General features: G+C 62.6%; 9 protein-coding genes and 1 pseudogene. 3 read left to right on the top strand and 7 right to left on the bottom strand.

Going from position 1 to position 17,685, the window contains the following annotated elements; all coding sequences use genetic code 11:
• The first annotated feature begins 4 nt into the window (after positions 1–4).
• From tssK to tssM, 3 genes and pseudogenes are all read left to right on the top strand, one after another.
• Positions 5–1,351 carry a type VI secretion system baseplate subunit TssK gene (tssK, locus tag NCT32_RS33475; protein ID WP_250491291.1) on the top strand — a complete coding sequence of 449 codons (1,347 nt, stop codon included), beginning with the start codon at positions 5–7 and terminating at the stop codon, positions 1,349–1,351.
• A 39-nt stretch (positions 1,352–1,390) separates the two neighbouring features.
• Positions 1,391–2,647: a type VI secretion system protein TssL, long form gene (gene tssL, locus NCT32_RS33470; RefSeq protein WP_250491290.1), complete on the top strand. Its 1,257-nt coding sequence runs from the start codon at positions 1,391–1,393 to the stop codon at positions 2,645–2,647.
• Between the two features lie 61 nt (positions 2,648–2,708).
• Positions 2,709–6,708, top strand: a pseudogene (tssM, locus tag NCT32_RS33465) (type VI secretion system membrane subunit TssM).
• Positions 6,709–7,149: 441 nt separating this feature from the next.
• Here the strand turns inward: tssM and NCT32_RS33460 are convergent.
• The 7 genes from NCT32_RS33460 to NCT32_RS33430 all read right to left on the bottom strand — a co-directional run bounded on the left by NCT32_RS33460 (position 7,150) and on the right by NCT32_RS33430 (position 17,607).
• On the bottom strand, positions 7,150–8,325 hold the full coding sequence (locus NCT32_RS33460; RefSeq protein WP_250491289.1) for a nitronate monooxygenase family protein: 1,176 nt from the start codon (positions 8,323–8,325) through the stop codon (positions 7,150–7,152).
• Positions 8,326–8,400: 75 nt separating this feature from the next.
• Complete coding sequence (locus tag NCT32_RS33455) at positions 8,401–9,066, bottom strand: response regulator transcription factor (RefSeq protein WP_250491288.1); 666 nt, start codon at positions 9,064–9,066, stop codon at positions 8,401–8,403.
• Between the two features lie 45 nt (positions 9,067–9,111).
• Entirely contained in the window at positions 9,112–10,959 is a 1,848-nt protein-coding gene (locus NCT32_RS33450) for a type IV pili methyl-accepting chemotaxis transducer N-terminal domain-containing protein (RefSeq protein ID WP_250491287.1), read from the bottom strand.
• Positions 10,960–10,977: 18 nt separating this feature from the next.
• Positions 10,978–11,661 (bottom strand): respiratory nitrate reductase subunit gamma, encoded by a 684-nt coding sequence (gene narI, locus NCT32_RS33445; protein WP_061118529.1) that lies wholly within the window; start codon positions 11,659–11,661, stop codon positions 10,978–10,980.
• A complete protein-coding gene (gene narJ, locus NCT32_RS33440; RefSeq protein WP_061118569.1) occupies positions 11,658–12,335 on the bottom strand; it encodes a nitrate reductase molybdenum cofactor assembly chaperone in 678 nt (225 codons plus the stop codon). The genes narI and narJ overlap by 4 nt, the downstream gene beginning before the upstream one ends.
• A gap of 14 nt (positions 12,336–12,349) precedes the next feature.
• Positions 12,350–13,903 carry a nitrate reductase subunit beta gene (gene narH, locus NCT32_RS33435; RefSeq protein WP_250491286.1) on the bottom strand — a complete coding sequence of 518 codons (1,554 nt, stop codon included), beginning with the start codon at positions 13,901–13,903 and terminating at the stop codon, positions 12,350–12,352.
• A complete protein-coding gene (locus tag NCT32_RS33430) occupies positions 13,900–17,607 on the bottom strand; it encodes a nitrate reductase subunit alpha (RefSeq protein WP_250491285.1) in 3,708 nt (1,235 codons plus the stop codon). The genes narH and NCT32_RS33430 overlap by 4 nt, the downstream gene beginning before the upstream one ends.
• Positions 17,608–17,685: the final 78 nt, after the last annotated feature.

The raw sequence follows: 17,685 nt of genomic DNA, 5'->3' as shown, positions 1-17,685 counted from the left end.
CCGTATGAGCTGGCATAACAAAGTCACCTGGAGTGAAGGGCTGTTTCTGCGACCGCAGTTGTTCCAGCAGCAGGAGCGCTATCTGGAACACTTCGCACACAAGCGCGCCGCGCCGCTTTCGCCCTTCTTCTTCGGCTTTTCCCGTTACGAGATCGATGAGGAAGCCCTTGCTTTGGGCAAGGTCATTGTCAGGTCGGCGAGCGGCGTGTTCGCCGATGGCACGCCCTTCGATATGCCGGGCAGCACGCCCCCGCCTGCGCCGCTGACGATCCGACAGGAACATCTCGACCAGGTCATCTATCTCGCCGTGCCCATTCGCGTGCCGAACGGCGAGGAAACGACGTTCGCGAATTCCGCCGATTCGCTCGCCCGCTATGCCGTCTTCGATACCGAGGTGCGCGATGCCAATTCCATCGGTCAGGGATTCAAGACCGTGCAGCTTTCGAACCTTCGCTTGCGTCTGCTGCCGCGCAAGGAACTGACGGACGCGTGGATCGGATTGCCGCTCACCAGGATCAAGGCCTTGCGCGCGGACGGCAGCATCGAACTCGACACGACCCTCATCCCGCCCGTCTCGGGTTATGGTGCGAGCCCGTTGCTCAGCAACTGGCTCGGCGACATTCACGAACTTGCCCGCATGCGCGCGAATCGGCTCGCCGAACGACTCACGGGCAGCGACGGAAAAGCAGGATCGGTCGCAGAAGCGTCGGATTATTTGCTTTTGCAAACACTCAACCGTTACGAGCCCTTGCTGCAACACCTGCGTCGCATCCCGACGACCTCGCCCGCCGATCTTTATGCCGTGCTGCTCTGCATGGCCGGCGAGTTGTCCACATATGTGCGGCCCAGCACGCGCCGACCGCTCGAGTCGCATCCGCCGTATCAGCACGAGCAGCCGCACGTTTGCCTGCGCCCGCTCTTCGACGACACGCAATGGCTGCTCAACGCAGTGCTCATACGCAGCGCGCAAGGCATCGCACTGGTCGATGCCGGTTACGGTGTGAAGAACGCTTCCGTCGAACCCGCCGAATTGCGGAGCTTCTCGGCGCTCGTGCTCGCGGTGTCGGCGCAGATGCCGCTCGATGCACTGGCGCAACAGTTCGTCAACAAGGCCAAGGTAGGCCCGTCGGAACGCCTTGCGGATCTCGTGCGCGGGCATTTGCCTGGTATTCCAATGCAGTCCATGCCTGTTCCGCCGCGCCAGATTCCGTTCAATGCAGGCTTCGTGTACTACGAAATTGCGCAGGGCGGCCCGCTGTGGGACATGGTGATGAAGCACGGCGGCATTGGACTGCACGTCGCGGGCGAGTTCCCGTCATTGCAGCTTCAACTGTGGGGCATACGTGGTTGAGCACAGACATAAAGACGAAGCCGGGGAACGAACGTGAATATGGATGCACCGACAACACAGCCCTTCGACGCTGACGAGAAGGCGCAACCCGGGCTCGGTGCCGCACTGCTCAGCCAGATTCCGCCGGGCGAGCAGGCATCCGTGCGCCTGGGCGCCATCAAACAGGCTCGCAATCCGCTGCTCGAAGCAGCACGCCCGCTTTTGCGCGTACTCGCTGAAATGCCCGACTCGTTGTCGAACAATCAGATCGAGGCACTGCACGCGCTGCTGAAGGAAGAAGTCGGAAACTTTCAGCGCTTGTGCGAGCAAGCCAATCTGCGACGGGAACATATGCTCGGGGCGCGCTATTGCCTGTGCACGGCGCTGGACGAAGCAGCCATGCAAACTGCGTGGGGAAAAGGTGATTCCGGTGCCGCCTGGATGAAGAATGGCCTCGCCATCCAGTTCCATGAAGACCCGAAAGGCGGCGAAAAAATCTACATGCTGATCGGCCGCCTGATGAGTCAGTCGCACGAGCACCTCGATCTGCTCGAAGTGATCTTCCGCATTCTGAGCCTCGGCTTCATGGGTCGATATCGACAGGAGGCGGACGGCGCGCGCAAGCATGACGCCGTGAGGCAGCGTCTCTATCACGAAATCCAGGCGAGCAGACAAGCGGTTCCCGTTCCGCTGTCGCCGCATGCGCACTCGGATGCGCGCGGCAAGCGTCTGTCGTTCTATGACTTTCCCGTGTGGATCTCGTTCGCGTTGTGCGGCTTCGTTCTGCTTGCCTTGTTCGGCTGGTTCAAGTATCACCTGCTCGCGCAAGGCACGAACGTCGAGAAGCAGATCGTTGAAATCGGCAAGATGGCGCCGCCGCCCGCTCCGCGCCTGCCGCCGTTGCGCGAACTCCTGAAAAACGAGATCGCCGTGGGCACGGTCAGCGTGGACGAGGACGCGCATCACGCCACCGTCACCTTTCGCGGCGACGCGATGTTCCCGCCGGGCGGCGTCAGCGTCAATGCATCGATGACACCGCTCATCGCCAAGATCGCGCGCGAACTGGCCAAGGTGCCGGGCAAAGTGTCGATCACGGGTTACACGGACAACGTGCCCATCAAGAGCCGACAGTTCGCTTCCAACGATGTCCTTTCTCTGGAACGAGCCACACAGGTCATGCAGATGCTGCAAACGTCAGGCGTTCCGGCCGGCCGTCTCGAAGCCGTCGGCAAAGGCGAAGCCGATCCCATCGGTGACAACACCACCGCGCAAGGCCGCGCGCTGAACCGTCGCGTCGCCATCAACGTGACGCCGTAGCCCGCGTTGCCCGCCTTTGGCCCTCTCCTTGCGTCTCATTCTGCCGAACGGAACTTGAAGTATGAAGAAGTTGTTGTCGTTTCTGCGCTCGCGCTGGTTTCTTGCGACCGTCGCGTTCATTCTGGCCGCGATGGGCGTATGGTTCCTCGGTCCGTATGTCGCCTTCGGCGGATTGAGGCCGCTGGAAAGCATCGCGTTGCGGGTCGTGCTCATCGCCTTGCTGCTGTGCGGCGCGTTGCTGTGGATCAACGGGTGGTCGACGGCGATCGTCTTTGGCGCGCTGCTATGTTTGTTGATATGGCATGCGGCACCGCTGCTCAGCTTTGGCGAAGCGAAACCCTTCGCTTCCGCCGAAGCGCGCGTGATCGCGATTGCCGTGGTCATTGCACTTTTTGCGATGTGGGGCCTTCACCGTATCTGGCAGCGCATGCGCCGCGACCCGCAGTTCCTGAACCGGACGCTCGCCTTCGACAGCCGAAAGTTCGACTCACCCGCAGCCGCACGCCTGAAAGAGATCGAGGCGCGCATGAACGGCGCGCTTGCGCGACTCAAACGCATGCGTTCCGGCGCGCACGGCGTGGCGCGCCTGTTTCAGCGCACGCGTCACTTGTATCAATTGCCGTGGTACATCACGCTGGGGTCGGCGGGTTCGGGAAAGACGCGCGTCGTTCTCAACGCCGGCCTTCCCGTATCGGCGGACATTGCACCACGAAGCCCCGCTTCGATCGGCGCAGCAGCGCAGCCGTCATCGGGCGCGCCCGTGCAGTGGTGGCTTACCAACGACGCGGTCTTCATCGACACCGCCGGCTACTACATCCATCCCGGCAAGTCGGCCCACGCGTTGCCGGAGCCCGTCATGCAGGCGGCGCTCACCAGCGACGACATGATGGCGCGAAATATCTCGAGCGTCGGGCGACGGGCAGACAGGCGACCGATCGATTTCGACGATGCGGCCTATCGGCGTCAGGCCGATACCGACGAATGGCTGGGCTTTCTGGCGCTGCTGCGCCGCAAGCGCCCGCGCACGCCGATCAACGGCGCGTTGCTGACCATCAAGCTCGAACTCCTGACCGACCCTGATCCGGCGACACGCGCGGCCGAAGCTTCGGCGCTGCGCGCACGACTCACCGATCTGCGCTCGACACTCGGAATCCGCTTTCCCGTCTATCTGATCGTCACGCAGATGGACCGTCTGACGGGATTCGACGCCTACTTCTCGTCATTGACCGATGAGCATCGTGCGCAGATCTGGGGATTTACCTTGCCGCTTGCGGAGCCGTCATTCGCTGAACGCTGCGCGCAGGAGCTGACTGGACTTGCCGACCGCGTCGCAGCGGGCGTCAACACACGTCTCGAAGACGAGTATGACGTCAAGCGCCGACGTCAACTCGCCGCGCTGCCCGAAGCGTTCGCCGCACTGACCGCGCCGCTGTCCGACTTGCTCGCGCAAACATTCCTCGATTCGCGCTATGACGACACGCAACATCAGTCGATGCTGCGCGGCGTGTATTTCACGAGCGCCATGCAAGAAGGCGTTCCGCTACAGGGCGAACCGCTCACCATCATGCAGCGGCTCGCCGCGCCGCTCAAAGCGTCGCTGGTGAATCAGCCGGCTCCTCCGTCGAGCGCGCATAGCTATTTCCTGCGCGAGCTGTTTTCTCGCGTCATTCTGCCGGAAGCGCATCTCGTGCATCCCAACCTGCGCTGGGAATATCGCGCGCGCGTGTTGCGTCTGTTCGGACATGCCATCGCGATCATTGCGTTCGTATGGCTTGCTCTTGCATTGCGTACGAGCTTCGGCAACAACAGCGACTACCTGCAGGTCATCGCGAAGAAGACCGAGACGCTTTCCGCGAACGTCGCGCGTCTTTATCGCGATCCGAAGCCCGAGGCGATACCCGATACACTCACCGATGCACGCAACCTGCCAGGCTGGAGCGGACTGGATCTCGTCGACCCCGATGCGGCTTTCCGCTATGGCCTCTACGCCGCACCGGGCATCGTCACTGCGAGCGCGCAAACCTATCGCGCGCTGGAAGGCAATCTCCTGCTTCCGCAGATCGTGCGCCGGATTGAGACGGTCATCGACAAGGCCATCGCTGACAAGGACACGAAGACGGCCTACTCCGCGCTGCGCGTCTATTTGATGCTGCACGACCGCACGAAGTACGACCCTGACGAGCTCAAGGCCTGGGTTCTGGATGACTGGTCGCGAACCGACAGCGCGACGATCTTCGGCGCGCGCGCCTCGATGCTGGAGCATGCGCAACAGCTCTTTTCGGGCGACCAGATCGTTCAGTCACCGCTCATTCGAAACGACGCGCTGATCGAACGCGCTCGCGCCTTCCTCGATTCCAGCAACGGTACGCAGCGGCTTTACGAGCGGGCGAAGGCCGCCATGCAGCAAGACGCTCCTGATGACTTCACGCTGTTGCGGGCGGTCGGCCCGCAGGCCGGAACGGTGTTCACGCGGGCAAGCGGCGATCCACTCTCGCGCGGCGTGCCGGGGCTCTTCACGTTCGACGGATATCGCAATCTCTTCGACAAGCGTCTGCCCGAGTTCGTGCAAGTCGCGCGCGACGACGATGCGTGGGTCATGGGCCGATCTTATCTGACAGACTACACTTCGGCTCAAAAAAAAAACGCTTGAGAGCGCCCGTACTGCCGCAGGTGCGGATGACGGCCTGACCGATGCCATCCGCCGGCTCTACCTCACCGAATACGCGCAGCGTTGGGAAAGCTTCCTTGCGGATATCCGGCCTGTCACGGGATCGAGCCTCGCGTTCAACCTTCAGATCCTGCGTCAGTTCTCGGCACCCGATTCGCCCCTCGCGCGTCTCGCGCGTGCCGTCACACGCGAAACCACGCTTACGCAAAAGATCACGGGGCCGGACAGCACGCTCATCGACAAGACGAGCAGCAAGCTCGACGAAAAAACGAAGCTGTTCGGCTTTCGCGCGCAAGAGCGGGTCGAACGCGAACTTGTCGACAGTCGCTTCGCGCCGCTGCGCGAGATGGTGACGGGCAGCGCGCAAATCCAGACCGACGCGCAAGCCGCCGCGCCTGCCGGCAAAACCGGACTCGACAGCGTGACGACGCTGCTCAACGATAGTTACACCGCGCTCACGATTGCCGACAACGCACTGGCCAATAACGGTTTGCCGCCGCCGAGCGATGCATCGGCCAAACTCAAGATGGCGGCCGCGACAATGCCCGCGCCTTTCCGCGAGGTCTTGCTGGGACTCGCGACGCAGGGTTCCGTCGAAGTTAATCGCGGCGTCGGCCAACTGCTATCGCGTCAGACACAGGCGGTCGTCGGCGATGCATGCCGCGTTGCGGTCGAAGGCACGTTTCCGTTTGTACCGGAGAGCGGCCGTGATATCAGCGTCGAGGACTTCACGCGCCTGTTCGCCCAAGGCGGTCTGATCGACGATTTCTTTACGAAGAACCTCGCTTCTTTCGTGGATACGTCGTCGCAGCCGTGGCGATACAAAACCCTGCCCGGATCGACGGAGCCCGTGCAAGGTCCCGATCTCGAACCATTTCAACAGGCGGCCGCGATCCGCGCGGTCTTCTTCGGCGACCAGGGCAAGCAGGTGGCGTGGAAAGCCGAGTTGCGCGTCCCCGAGCTCGATCCCACGATATTGAACCTGGGCATCGATATCGATGGGCAAAGCACCCTGTACCAGCATGGACCTGTCACGCCACTCAAATTCACGTGGCCGGGGCCGCGCGGCGGTGTGCACGTCGAAGTGACAGCGAGCCCGCGTATTCGCGCGGAGACGTCCACCATCAGTGCCGATGGACCGTGGGCATTGATGCGCCTGTTGCGTCGCGGGCAAGTCGTACAGACCGCGACGCTGGGGCGCACGCGGGTGGTGTTCGACTTCGATGGCCGCAAGGCGGCGCTGGATGTGACCGCTCCGGGCAGCGTGGCCAATCCGCTCACGAGCGATGTGCTCACGCGCTTTCATTGTCCGAGCGCGATGCCGATGTTCAACCTCGCCGACAGCGGACCGCCGCCGGGATTGCCCTCGGTGGCAAAGGGTGCGGGGCGCTGAGTCTGGCTTACTCTGGGACGAAGCACTTGACTCCGCTTCGTCCTGCCAGAGATTGCCGGCTCTCAGGAATGAGAAAGCCCGCTATGAGGCGCAACGTCGTTCAGGTACCGCAGCCACGCGTATGCGCATGTCGCGCACGCTTCGACCGTCGCCGGCCGCCGGTACGAAGCAGCGTATGCCGTCGCGCGGTGGCAGTAGAAGGTCATCTGGATAACTTCGGCAAGGACCCCGTCGAAGCCGCCATAGCAAGCCTCTTTCCGGACCGTCCCAATCTGTTTCCAAATCGTCGCATCGAGCATGATCTAACTCAATGGAAAAGAATCATGCTACTGCCAGCGCTGCACTATCTCTTGACCGGCTTTCCTAGTACCGAACCCCTTCGCAGCCAACAGGAATGCGACGATCGCTCGCCGCTTCCCTCGAAACACGCCGTTTCGGTTTTCAACACGCCGCCGGCGCGCCTTTCGTCGCGCCCGTCAACAGCAGTTCGATGAGATCGCGCACGCTGCGGATCGCCGCGCCGAAAGGCAGCGTCTCGCGTCCGCGGAAGAACAGGCCATTGCCGACATCGCCGCGCAATGCCGCCGCAAGGCGCGTATCGATGCAGAAGTGGCCGAACTTCTCGATGCCGTCGCGCAGGCCGCACGCGCTCAGGCATTCGAGCGCCGACGGGCACGTCTGCTTGCGCGCGCCGATCTTCGTGCGGATGCGCTCCTCGTTGCGCAGATAGCGCATGAGCCACGGCGTCTTCACGGCGCGCGCGGGCAGGCCGGTCACGCTCACGAATTCGACGATATCCTCCGGCGTCGCCTCGACCAGCACGCGCTTGAACTCGGGATGCGCGTCGCCCTCTTCGGTGACGGCGAAAGGCGTACCGAGCTGCACGCCGTTCGCGCCAGCGGCGAGCCACTTGCGCACGGCCTCATGACTGTTGATGCCGCCCGCCACGATCACCGGCACATCGTCGCGCTTCAGCCCGAGCGATGCAAAGGACGCGTCGAGTTCCTTCAGCACGCGCTCGAAGCCGAAGCGCTCGTCGTGCATGTCCGCGACGTCGCTGACGCCCAGATGCCCGCCCGCATGCGCCGGATGCTCGATCACGATCGCGTCGGGCAAGCGGCCGTTCTTCATCCACTTCTTGAGAACGAGGGTCACACCGCGGCTGTCCGACAGAATGGGGACCAGCGCGATATCGCAGCCTTGGGTGAGATCCGGCAAGTCGAGCGGAAGACCCGCGCCCATCACGATCGCATCGGCGCCCTCTTCGCACGCGACGCGCACATAGTCCGCATGCGCGCTCACGGCCTTCATCACGTTGATGGCGATCATGCCGCGCCCTTCCGACAGCGCGCGCGCCGCCTTGATCTCACGCGCGAGCGCGATCACGTTCGCGCGCTCGAGCGTCGGACGTGACGGGTCTTCACGGCACATCGCGAGCAAGTCCTCATGATGATGACGCAAGTCGATACTCGCGATGGTGCCGAGCGCGCCTTCGCGCGCCACGCTGCCCGCCAGCCGATGCGCGGAGATGCCCACGCCCATGCCGCCCTGCACGATCGGCAGCAGATTGCGGCCGCGAATCGTGAGCGGCGCGAAAGTATGAGCGTAAGAGGTCATGGGCAACTCAGTTTGATAAGAATTCATGGTGTAACGCTTGATGTGATGCGAGCTTTCACGCGTGTTGGTGAACGTTCAGGCGGCTTGCGTCGGCTGCGCGGCGTCGTGCCCGACTGCGTAGATCGCGACCTGGACGCGGCTCGTCAGATTGAGCTTGCGCAGGATGCTGCGCACGTGGATCTTCACCGTGCTTTCCGCGAGCAGCAGCGAGCGTGCGATTTCCTTGTTGCTCGCACCGCGCGCCAGTTCGCGCATGATGTCGCGCTCGCGTGTCGTGAGTGGATCGGCGGCGACGGGAGCTGCAACCGGCGCGGCTTTCGGCGCGCGCATGCTGGCAACAAGCTTCGCCGTCATGTCGTCTGCGATGACGGGATGACCCGCCGCCGCCTTGCCGATCGCGCTGGCGAGGGTTTCGGTTTCGATACTCTTGAGCAGGTAGCCGCACGCGCCGTCGCGCAATGCGAGCGCGAGTTCGTCGAGTTCCTCGGAAACAGTCAGCATGACTACCGCGGCCTGCGGCACGTCCTGCACGAGCAGTTTCAGCGTTTCGAGCCCGGAAAGCCCGGGCATGTTGAGATCGAGCAAAATCACATCCGGTAGAAACTGCTTCGCGCGCTTAAGGCCTTCGATCCCGTCGGCTGCTTCGCCAACGACTTCGAAATCGGATTGCCGCTGCAAGATGGCGTGAACGCCTGAACGGAACAGCGCGTGATCGTCGATCAACAGAATACGGATGGTCATGACACAACTCGAAGCAGCTCTCGAAACCGGCGCGCGAGACCCTGTTCATGCAGCCTTACGCGCCGGGCCCGGCAAGACGAGTTCGACGCGCGCGCCGTGACCGGGCGCTCCGGTCAGCCGAAGCTTGGCGCCGAGCCTGTGCGCGCGCTCTCGCATGATGTGAAAGCCGACGTGTGTCTCGCCCAGGACGGCCATCTCTTCTGGATCGTAGCCCTGGCCATCATCCTCGACAAGGAGGCGGAAGTCGCGATCATTGACGATCGTCACGTTTACGCGCTGCGCCTCCGCGTGCTTGCGAATGTTCGAGAGCGCTTCCTGCAGGATGAAAAGTACCTGCAATTGCTGATCCGGCGGCAACGGAAGGCCGCCTTCGTCGCGATAGTCGAGCAAGGGCACGACGCCCGTCTGCACGCCGAAACGTTCGAGCGATTCATCTACCGTGCGCCTGAGTTCGCCGCTGCCGAGCTTCGTGCGGAAGTTCATCAGAAGTTCGCGCACGTCGACATAGCTTTCGGCCACGCCGCCCGCGAGCAAGGGCACGATCTCGCGAATCTCGTCCATGCGTGCTTCGCGCGTGGCGGCGTCGAGCAAATGGACCTGCATCTTCAGAAAGTTAAGGCTCTGCGCAATGCTGTCGTGCAAACCTTGGGCGACAAGATTGCGCTCCTCCGACACCGCAAGCTGCCGGGCGAGCGCCGCGATCCGCCTGCTTTCGAGGGCCGTACCGAAATGCGCGCCGAGCGTTTCGAGGAGCTGCGCTTCCGACGCGGGAACGAGTCGCTCGCTACGGAAATGCAGCGAAAACGCACCGAGCTTTTCGCCTTGCGACACGATGTCGAACGCCCTGACGCTCGTGAAGCCAACGCTGCGGCAGGGCCGTTCGTCGCACACACAGCCGTCGGCGTCAAAGCAGCGTTCGTCCCGAAGCAACGCGTCGGGCAGCCCTTCCGAACCGATCAGACGCACCTGAGCATCCTCGGTCAAGAGACGAACTGCGGCGCCGTCCGCGTCGAATTGACGCGTGAGGCGCGTGAGAAAACCTCGGCATAGCGCATCGACGTCATTCGACTGATTCAGGAATGCCGCCATTTCATAGAGCGTCGTGAGTTCGCGGTTCTGCGCGGCGAGTTCGGCCGTCTTCGCATCGACGCGGCTCGCCAGATCGCGATAGAGCGTCTGCAATTCCGCAGCCATGCGGTTGAAGCCTGCCGCAAGATGTCCAAACTCGTCTTGTGTGTCGACGGGCAGACGCGCGTCGAACTCGCGCGCTTCGATGCGCGCGAGGCCTGCCTGCAAGCGCTGCACGGGCACGACAATCCATAGATAGAGCAGATAGACGATCGCCACGGTGCCGATGCACGCCATCGCTGCGAGCGCCATCTGCGACGTGCGCAGCCACGCGGTCTTGCGCGCGTTCTCCCGTTCGATCAGGCCAACGAGTTCGTCCGCGCCCGTGACAAAAGTACGCAATTCAAGCAGATAACGCGTTACCGCTTGCGGTTCGGCGGCCATACCTTTGCGCACGTCGGGTTCGAGCCGCCTGTGCCACGCATCCGCGACGTAATCGAACTGGCGGCGCACGTCGGTATCGTCGGGAAGAAAGAGCGGGCGCGCAGGATCGCCCTTGCGCAGGCGATCGAGCGTCGAGTTCATCTGTTCGATCTGAAATAGCAACACCGGCTGCGAAGGTACCGGGTGCTGCATCAGGGCAATCGCCAAGGCGTTCGCGCGCATGCGCAAGCTGCCCGCGTCGTTGATCGCGGCGCCCGCACCCTGCAATTGCCACGACAGCCAAAGCGTTCCGCCGATCATCGTGAGCACGAGGAGAAGCGACACCATCGACAGCGCGACGATGCGTGTAGTCAGACGTTCGCGAAACGACGGCAAGGACATGCTTCTCCGTTGACGGATTCAGCGGCTGCGGACCAGTTGCCACGCCCGCCCGAGATAACCCACAGAAGCGAAGCCGCTCCAGACATGCACGAGACGCGTGAACGGGAATATCACGAACAGACTCATGCCCATGAACAAATGTACGCGGAAGAGCAGCGGCGCATCTGCGACATAACGCGCGGCATCGGCTCTGAATGTGACGATGTGCTGCGCCCAGGTCATGAGGCGCACCATCATGGAGCCGTCCATGTGACCGGCCGACAGACCGATCGTCGAAAGCCCGAGCAGCAACGTGATCAGAATCCACAGCAGCAGCACACGGTCGCCGGTTTTGGTCAGTGCCGACAGCCGCGCGCTCCTCAGGCGACGATGCAGCAGGATCAGCAGCCCGGCAAGACACATCGTGCCCATCACGCCGCCGGCGACCATCGCGAACACCTGCTTGACGCTGTGCTCGATGCCGAGCGCATCCCACACCGCAACCGGCGTCAGCAAGCCGACGAGGTGGCCGAAGAACAACCCCAGAATCCCGACGTGGAACAGGATATTGCCGAGCCTGAGGTTGCCGCGTTCGACGAACTGCGTGCTGTCCGCCTTCCACGAGTACTGCTCGCGCTCGAAGCGCACGAGGCTGCCGAACAGGAAGACGCTCGCGGCGATGTAGGGATAGATGCCGAACACGAAGGCGTTGAACAGATTCATCGTGCGTCCTTTGCGATGGGTGCGCCCGCGCCGGCCATCAATGCGCCGCGCGGATGAAAGCGAATGGTTTGTGTGTCCTGTCGCGCGTGCGGCGCGAGCAGCGGCTCGACGCCGTCGGGACCCGGCCCGAACGTTTCGAGCATCTCGTCCATGTCGCGCACGGGCGGCTGCACGAGCGGGCGCGGCTCGATCGTGGCGAGCCCGCGCAAGACGGCGAACACCGCCGCATACGGGCTTTCATCGCGCGCCAGACGTTCCCCGATTGCGTCGAGTACGTGAATCGCATCGTCGAGCAATGACTGTGCGCGACCGGGTTCGATCGCGCCGAGCACTTCGAGAAAGAGCGGCACGTAATCGGGCAATTCGTTCGATGCGACATCGAGGCCGAGACCGCGATACTCGTCGAGCAGATCGACCATCGCCTGGCCGCGATCGCGGCTTTCGCCGTGCACGTGCTCGAAGAGATGCAGTGAGTGCGACGGATTGCGGTCGAACGTGGCGACGTAGTTCTGCTGCACGTCGATCAGCGGAAGCTTCAGTGATTCGATGAGCGGCGCAAGGCGCGTCCGCGTCTGCGGCCACTCGTGCAGTGCGGCTTCAATTTCCGGCAGCGCGTCCAGCAACGCCGGTTCCGGATAATCGAGGAGCGCAGAAAGAATGGGATAGAGCGACATCGTGTAGTCCTTGATCAACCGTCCGCCAGCGCCTTCTTTCGCGACTTCGGCAACGCCGCGTAGCTCACTTCGCCATGCGTTCGCGATCCGAAGAGCGATCCGTCCGATGCGCCCGGCGAGCCGCAATTGCCGAACGAGAAGCCGCAACTGCCTTTCTCGTCGAAGCTGTCTTCCGCCATTTCCTTGTGGGACGACGGCACCACGAAACGGTCCTCGTAGTTGGCGATCGCCATCAACTGATACATCTCTTCCACTTGCGATGCCGTGAGGCCGACGTCGTTCAGCACGGCGGCGTCGTTCACGTTGGTCACGTTCTGTGCGCGCTTGTAGACGCGCATCGCGAGCATGCGATCGAGCGCGGCGACGATCGGCGCTTCATCGCCCGCGGTGAGCAGATTCGCCAGATAGCGCATCGGTATGCGCAGGCTCTTCACGTCCGGGATCACGCCATTCAGGCTCATGTGACCCGCGTCGGCCGCGGATTGGATCGGCGAAAGCGGCGGCACGTACCACACCATCGGCAGCGTGCGGTATTCGGGATGCAGCGGGAATGCAACCTTCCACTCACACGCCATCCGATAAACCGGTGAGCGCTTCGCTGCGTCGAGCCAGCTTTGCGCGATGCCTTGGCGCGCCGCTTCGGCCTGAACCCGCGGATCGTGCGGATTGAGGAACAGATCGAGCTGCGACTGATAGAGATCCGTCGGGGCTTGAACCGATGCCGCTTCGGCGATGCGGTCCGCGTCGTACAGCATCACGCCGAGATAGCGGATGCGCCCCACGCACGTTTCCGAGCACACGGTCGGCTCGCCCGCCTCGATACGCGGATAGCAGAACACGCACTTCTCCGCCTTGCCCGACTTCCAGTTGAAGTACATCTTCTTGTACGGGCAACCGGACACGCACATGCGCCAGCCACGGCACTTGTCCTGGTCGACGAGCACGATGCCGTCGTCCTCGCGCTTATATACCGAACCCGACGGACAAGAGGCCACGCACGCCGGATTCAGACAGTGTTCGCACAGACGCGGCAGATACATCATGAAGGTGTTCTCGAACGTCGAGTACATCTCCTTCTGCACGTTTTCGAAGAGGGCATCGCGGCCGCGCGATTCGAATTCGCCGCCGAGGTCGTCTTCCCAGTTTGGACCCCAATGGATCTTGTCCATTTTCTTGCCGGTGATCGCGGACACCGGGCGCGCCGTTGGCGGCGTCTCGGAGAGCGGCGCGTTCTGCAGGCGCTCATAGTCGTATGTGAACGGCTCGTAGTAGTCGTCGATGGCCGGGAGATTCGGGTTCGCGAAAAGGTTCGCGAGCACTTTCAGCTTCGGACCCTGACGCAGTTCGATGCCGCCATCGCGCTTGCGAATCCAGCCGCCGTTCCACTTCTCCTGACGCTGCCACTGTTTCGGATAGCCGATGCCCGGCTTCGTCTCGACGTTGTTGAACCACGCGTATTCGACGCCGTCGCGCGAAGTCCACACGTTCTTGCATGTGACCGAACACGTATGGCAACCGATGCACTTGTCCAGATTCAGGACCATCGCAACCTGGGCGCGGATCTTCATGATGCTGCTCCTTCCTTGAGCGGGCCTTCGAGCCAGTCGACTCTCTTCATCTTGCGCACGATGACGTATTCGTCGCGGTTGCTGCCCACAGTGCCGTAGTAGTTGAAGCCGTAGGCCTGTTGCGCATACCCGCCGATCATGTGCGTCGGTTTGAGCACCGTGCGCGTCACCGAGTTATGAATGCCGCCGCGCATGCCGCTCGTCTCCGCGCCCGGCACATTGATGATCTTCTCCTGCGCGTGATACATGAGGCACATGCCGCGCGGCACTCGCTGGCTAACGACGACGCGCGCCGTCAGCGTTCCGTTCACGTTGAACACTTCGACCCAGTCGTTGTCCTTCAGGCCGGCTTCCTTCGCTTCGGCTTCCGAGACCCACACGTGAGGACCGCCGCGCGACAGCGTGAGCATGCGCAGGTTGTCCGTGTAGGTGGAGTGAATGCCCCACTTCTGGTGCGGCGTGATCCAGTTCAGCACGAGTTCACGCTCGCCGTTGGGCTTCGCACCGAGCATCGGCGAAATGGTCTTCGTATCAATCGCGGGCTTGTAGACGCACGAGCCTTCGCCGAAATCCAGCATCCAGCGATGATCCTGATAGAACTGCTGCCGTCCGGTGAGCGTGCACCATGGGATCAGTTCGTGCACGTTCGTGTAGCCCGCGTTGTAGCTGACTTCTTCCGATTCGAGCCCGGACCAGGTCGGGGCGGAGATGATCTTGCGCGGCTGCGCCTGCACGTCGCGAAAGCGGATCTTGTCGTGCTCGCGGCCGAGCGCGAGATGCACGTGATCGCGTCCTGTGATCTTCGAGAGCGCTTCCCACGCCTTCACAGCGACATGACCATTCGTTTCCGGCGCGAACGTGAGAATCATCTCGGCGGCATCGATGGCGGTGTCGAGACGGGGGCGTCCCTCGTTTTCGCCGGACAGCGACGCGAGCTCACGCACTTCATGCGCCGTATTCCAGGTGATGCCCTTGCCGCCGTTGCCGAGCTTCGCGAGCAACGGGCCGACCGACGTGAACTTGTCGTAGATCGCTTTGTAGTCGCGCTCGACGAGCGTCATCGACGGCGCCGTCTTGCCGGGAATCAGATCGCATTCGCCATGACGCCAGTCTTTCGGCTCGAACGCCTGGCCGAGTTCGCCCGGCGTATCGTGCATGAGCGGCGTACATACGAGATCGGTACGCGTGCCGAGATGCCTGCCGCCGATTTCCGCGAATTTCCTGGCGATCGCCTTGTAGATGTCCCAGTCGCTCCTGCTTTCCCACAACGGCTGCACCGCTTCCGACAACGGATGGATAAACGGATGCATGTCCGACGTGTTCAGGTCGTTCTTCTCGTAGAACGTCGCGCTCGGCAGCACGATGTCGCCATACAGACACGTCGTGCTCATGCGGAAATCGAGCACGGTCAGGAGATCGAGCTTGCCTTCGGCGGCGTCGCGCACGTTCACTTCGCTGGGCCTGATCGCATCGGCTTCGTCGCCGAACAACGCGTTCTGTGTGCCGAGCAGATATTTCAGGAAGTATTCGTGACCCTTGCCCGAGCTGCCAAGAACGTTTGAACGCCACACGAACATGTTGCGCGGGAAGTTCGCTGGATTGTCGGGGTCGTCGCACGCGAAGCCGAGCGCGCCCGATTTCAGTTGTTCGACCGTATATTCGATCGGATCGCGGCCCGCTCGCTTCGCGGCATCGACGATATCGAGCGGATTCGCCCCGAGCTGCGGCGCCGACGGCAGCCAGCCCATGCGCTCCGACTTCGCGTTCATGTCGAGCATCGAGAGGTTCTTGTAGCGCGACTTGTCGGCGGTCGGCCCGAGAACCTCGTCGATGGCCACTTTTTCGTGACGCCACTGGCTCGTATGGTTATAGAAGAACGACGTGCCGTTCATCTGTCGCGGCGGGCGCGACCAGTCGAGCGCGAACGCGAGCGGCGCCCAGCCGAATTGCGGACGCAGCTTTTCCTGACCGACATAATGCGCCCAGCCGCCGCCGCTTTTGCCGATACATCCGCACATCATCAGCAAATTGATGATGCCGCGATAGATCATGTCGTTGTGATACCAGTGATTCAACGCCGCGCCGACGATCACCATGCTCTTGCCCTGCGTGCGGTCGGCGTTGTCCGCGAACTCGCGCGCCACCTGAATGACGAGATGGCGCGGCACGGTCGTGTGCTTCTCCTGCCATGCTGGCGTGTAGGGCACGTCGTCATCGTAGGACGTGGCGACGTTCGCGCCGCCGAGGCCCTGATCCACACCGTAGTTCGCCATCTGCAAGTCGTACACGGTCGCGACACGCACGCTCGTGCCGTCCGCGAGCGTGATGCACTTCACGGGCACGCGGCGCGCGAGCAACGCGTCGTGCTCCGTGCCAAAGTAAGGGAAACTCACATCCACCGCTTCGTCGTGCATACCGATGAGCGACACGCGTGGATCGATATCCCGCCCCGAGCCGCCGTCCTTCTGTTCGAGATTCCAGCGTCCGACCTTCGCGCCGTCGTTATGATTCGACTCGCCCCAGCGAAAGCCGATCGTGCCGTTGGGCGCGACGATCCTGCCGCTCGTCTCGTCGATCACAAGCGTCTTCCATTGCGGATTGTTCGCTTCGTCGAGATCGTTCTGCAGTTGCGACGCGCGCAGGAAATGGTCGGGGACGAGCGTGCCCTCGTGTTCGCGCAGTACGACGAGCATCGGCATGTCGGTATAGCGCTTCACGTAATCGCGGAAATACGCGGACTTGGCCGTAGCGTGGAATTCCTTCAGTACGACGTGGCCCATCGCCATGGCGAGCGCGGCGTCGGTGCCCTGCTTCGGCGCGAGCCAGATGTCGCCGAACTTCACCATTTCGCCGTAATCCGACGACACCGCCACCGTCTTCGTGCCCTTGTAGCGCACTTCAGTGTAGAAGTGCGCATCCGGCGTGCGCGTTTGCGGGACGTTGGAGCCCCACACCATCAGGTACGTGGAGTTGTACCAGTCGGCGGATTCGGGTACGTCGGTCTGTTCGCCCCAGATTTGCGGCGAGGCAGGCGGCAAGTCGCAATACCAGTCGTAGAACGACAGACACGCACCGCCGATCAGACTCAGATAGCGCGCGCCGGCGGCGTAGGACACCATCGACATGGCCGGAATCGGCGAGAAGCCGATCACGCGATCGGGTCCGTACTTGCCGATGGTATATGCATTCGCCGCCGCGATGATCTCGGTCGCCGTGTCCCAGTCCGCGCGCACGAAACCGCCGAGGCCGCGCACGCTCTTGTAGCGCTTCGCCTTCTTTGGGTCTTCGCAGATCGACGCCCACGCCGCGACCGGATCGAGCGTCTTGCGCGCCTCGCGCCACATTTCGACGAGTCGGCCGCGAATCATCGGATGCTTTACGCGCTGCGCGGAGTACACGTACCAGCTATACGATGCGCCACGCGGACAGCCGCGCGGTTCGTGATTCGGCAGATCGGGACGCGTGCGCGGATAGTCCGTCTGCTGCGTTTCCCATGTGATCAGCCCGTTCTTGACATAGACCTTCCACGAGCAGGAGCCCGTGCAGTTCACGCCGTGCGTGGAGCGCACGATCTTGTCGTGCTGCCAGCGGCTGCGATAGCCGTTTTCCCATTTGCGGTCATCGTTCACGACCGCACCGTGTCCGTTCGCAAACGTGGACTTGATGCGCGACATGAACTTCAGCCGATCCAGAAAGTGACTCATCCGTTTCTCCGGGCGTGGCGGCGGTGCGCCGCCACGAATACATTGATTCGAGTGTAGGGACGCGATGCACTCGTGCCC

The organism is Caballeronia sp. INML2, assembly GCF_023631365.1.
Lineage (GTDB): Bacteria > Pseudomonadota > Gammaproteobacteria > Burkholderiales > Burkholderiaceae > Caballeronia > Caballeronia turbans.
This window is presented reverse-complemented; position numbering and strand designations above follow the sequence as displayed.

What these genes read in the sequence shown, in the direction of transcription:
- tssK (WP_250491291.1), top strand. Translation starts at nt 5, where the DNA reads ATGAGCTGGCATAACAAAGTCACCTGGAGTGAAGGGCTGTTTCTGCGA.
- tssL (WP_250491290.1), top strand. Translation starts at nt 1,391, where the DNA reads ATGGATGCACCGACAACACAGCCCTTCGACGCTGACGAGAAGGCGCAA.
- NCT32_RS33460 (WP_250491289.1), bottom strand. Translation starts at nt 8,325, where the DNA reads ATGACCTCTTACGCTCATACTTTCGCGCCGCTCACGATTCGCGGCCGC.
- NCT32_RS33455 (WP_250491288.1), bottom strand. Translation starts at nt 9,066, where the DNA reads ATGACCATCCGTATTCTGTTGATCGACGATCACGCGCTGTTCCGTTCA.
- NCT32_RS33450 (WP_250491287.1), bottom strand. Translation starts at nt 10,959, where the DNA reads ATGTCCTTGCCGTCGTTTCGCGAACGTCTGACTACACGCATCGTCGCG.
- narI (WP_061118529.1), bottom strand. Translation starts at nt 11,661, where the DNA reads ATGAATCTGTTCAACGCCTTCGTGTTCGGCATCTATCCCTACATCGCC.
- narJ (WP_061118569.1), bottom strand. Translation starts at nt 12,335, where the DNA reads ATGTCGCTCTATCCCATTCTTTCTGCGCTCCTCGATTATCCGGAACCG.
- narH (WP_250491286.1), bottom strand. Translation starts at nt 13,903, where the DNA reads ATGAAGATCCGCGCCCAGGTTGCGATGGTCCTGAATCTGGACAAGTGC.
- NCT32_RS33430 (WP_250491285.1), bottom strand. Translation starts at nt 17,607, where the DNA reads ATGAGTCACTTTCTGGATCGGCTGAAGTTCATGTCGCGCATCAAGTCC.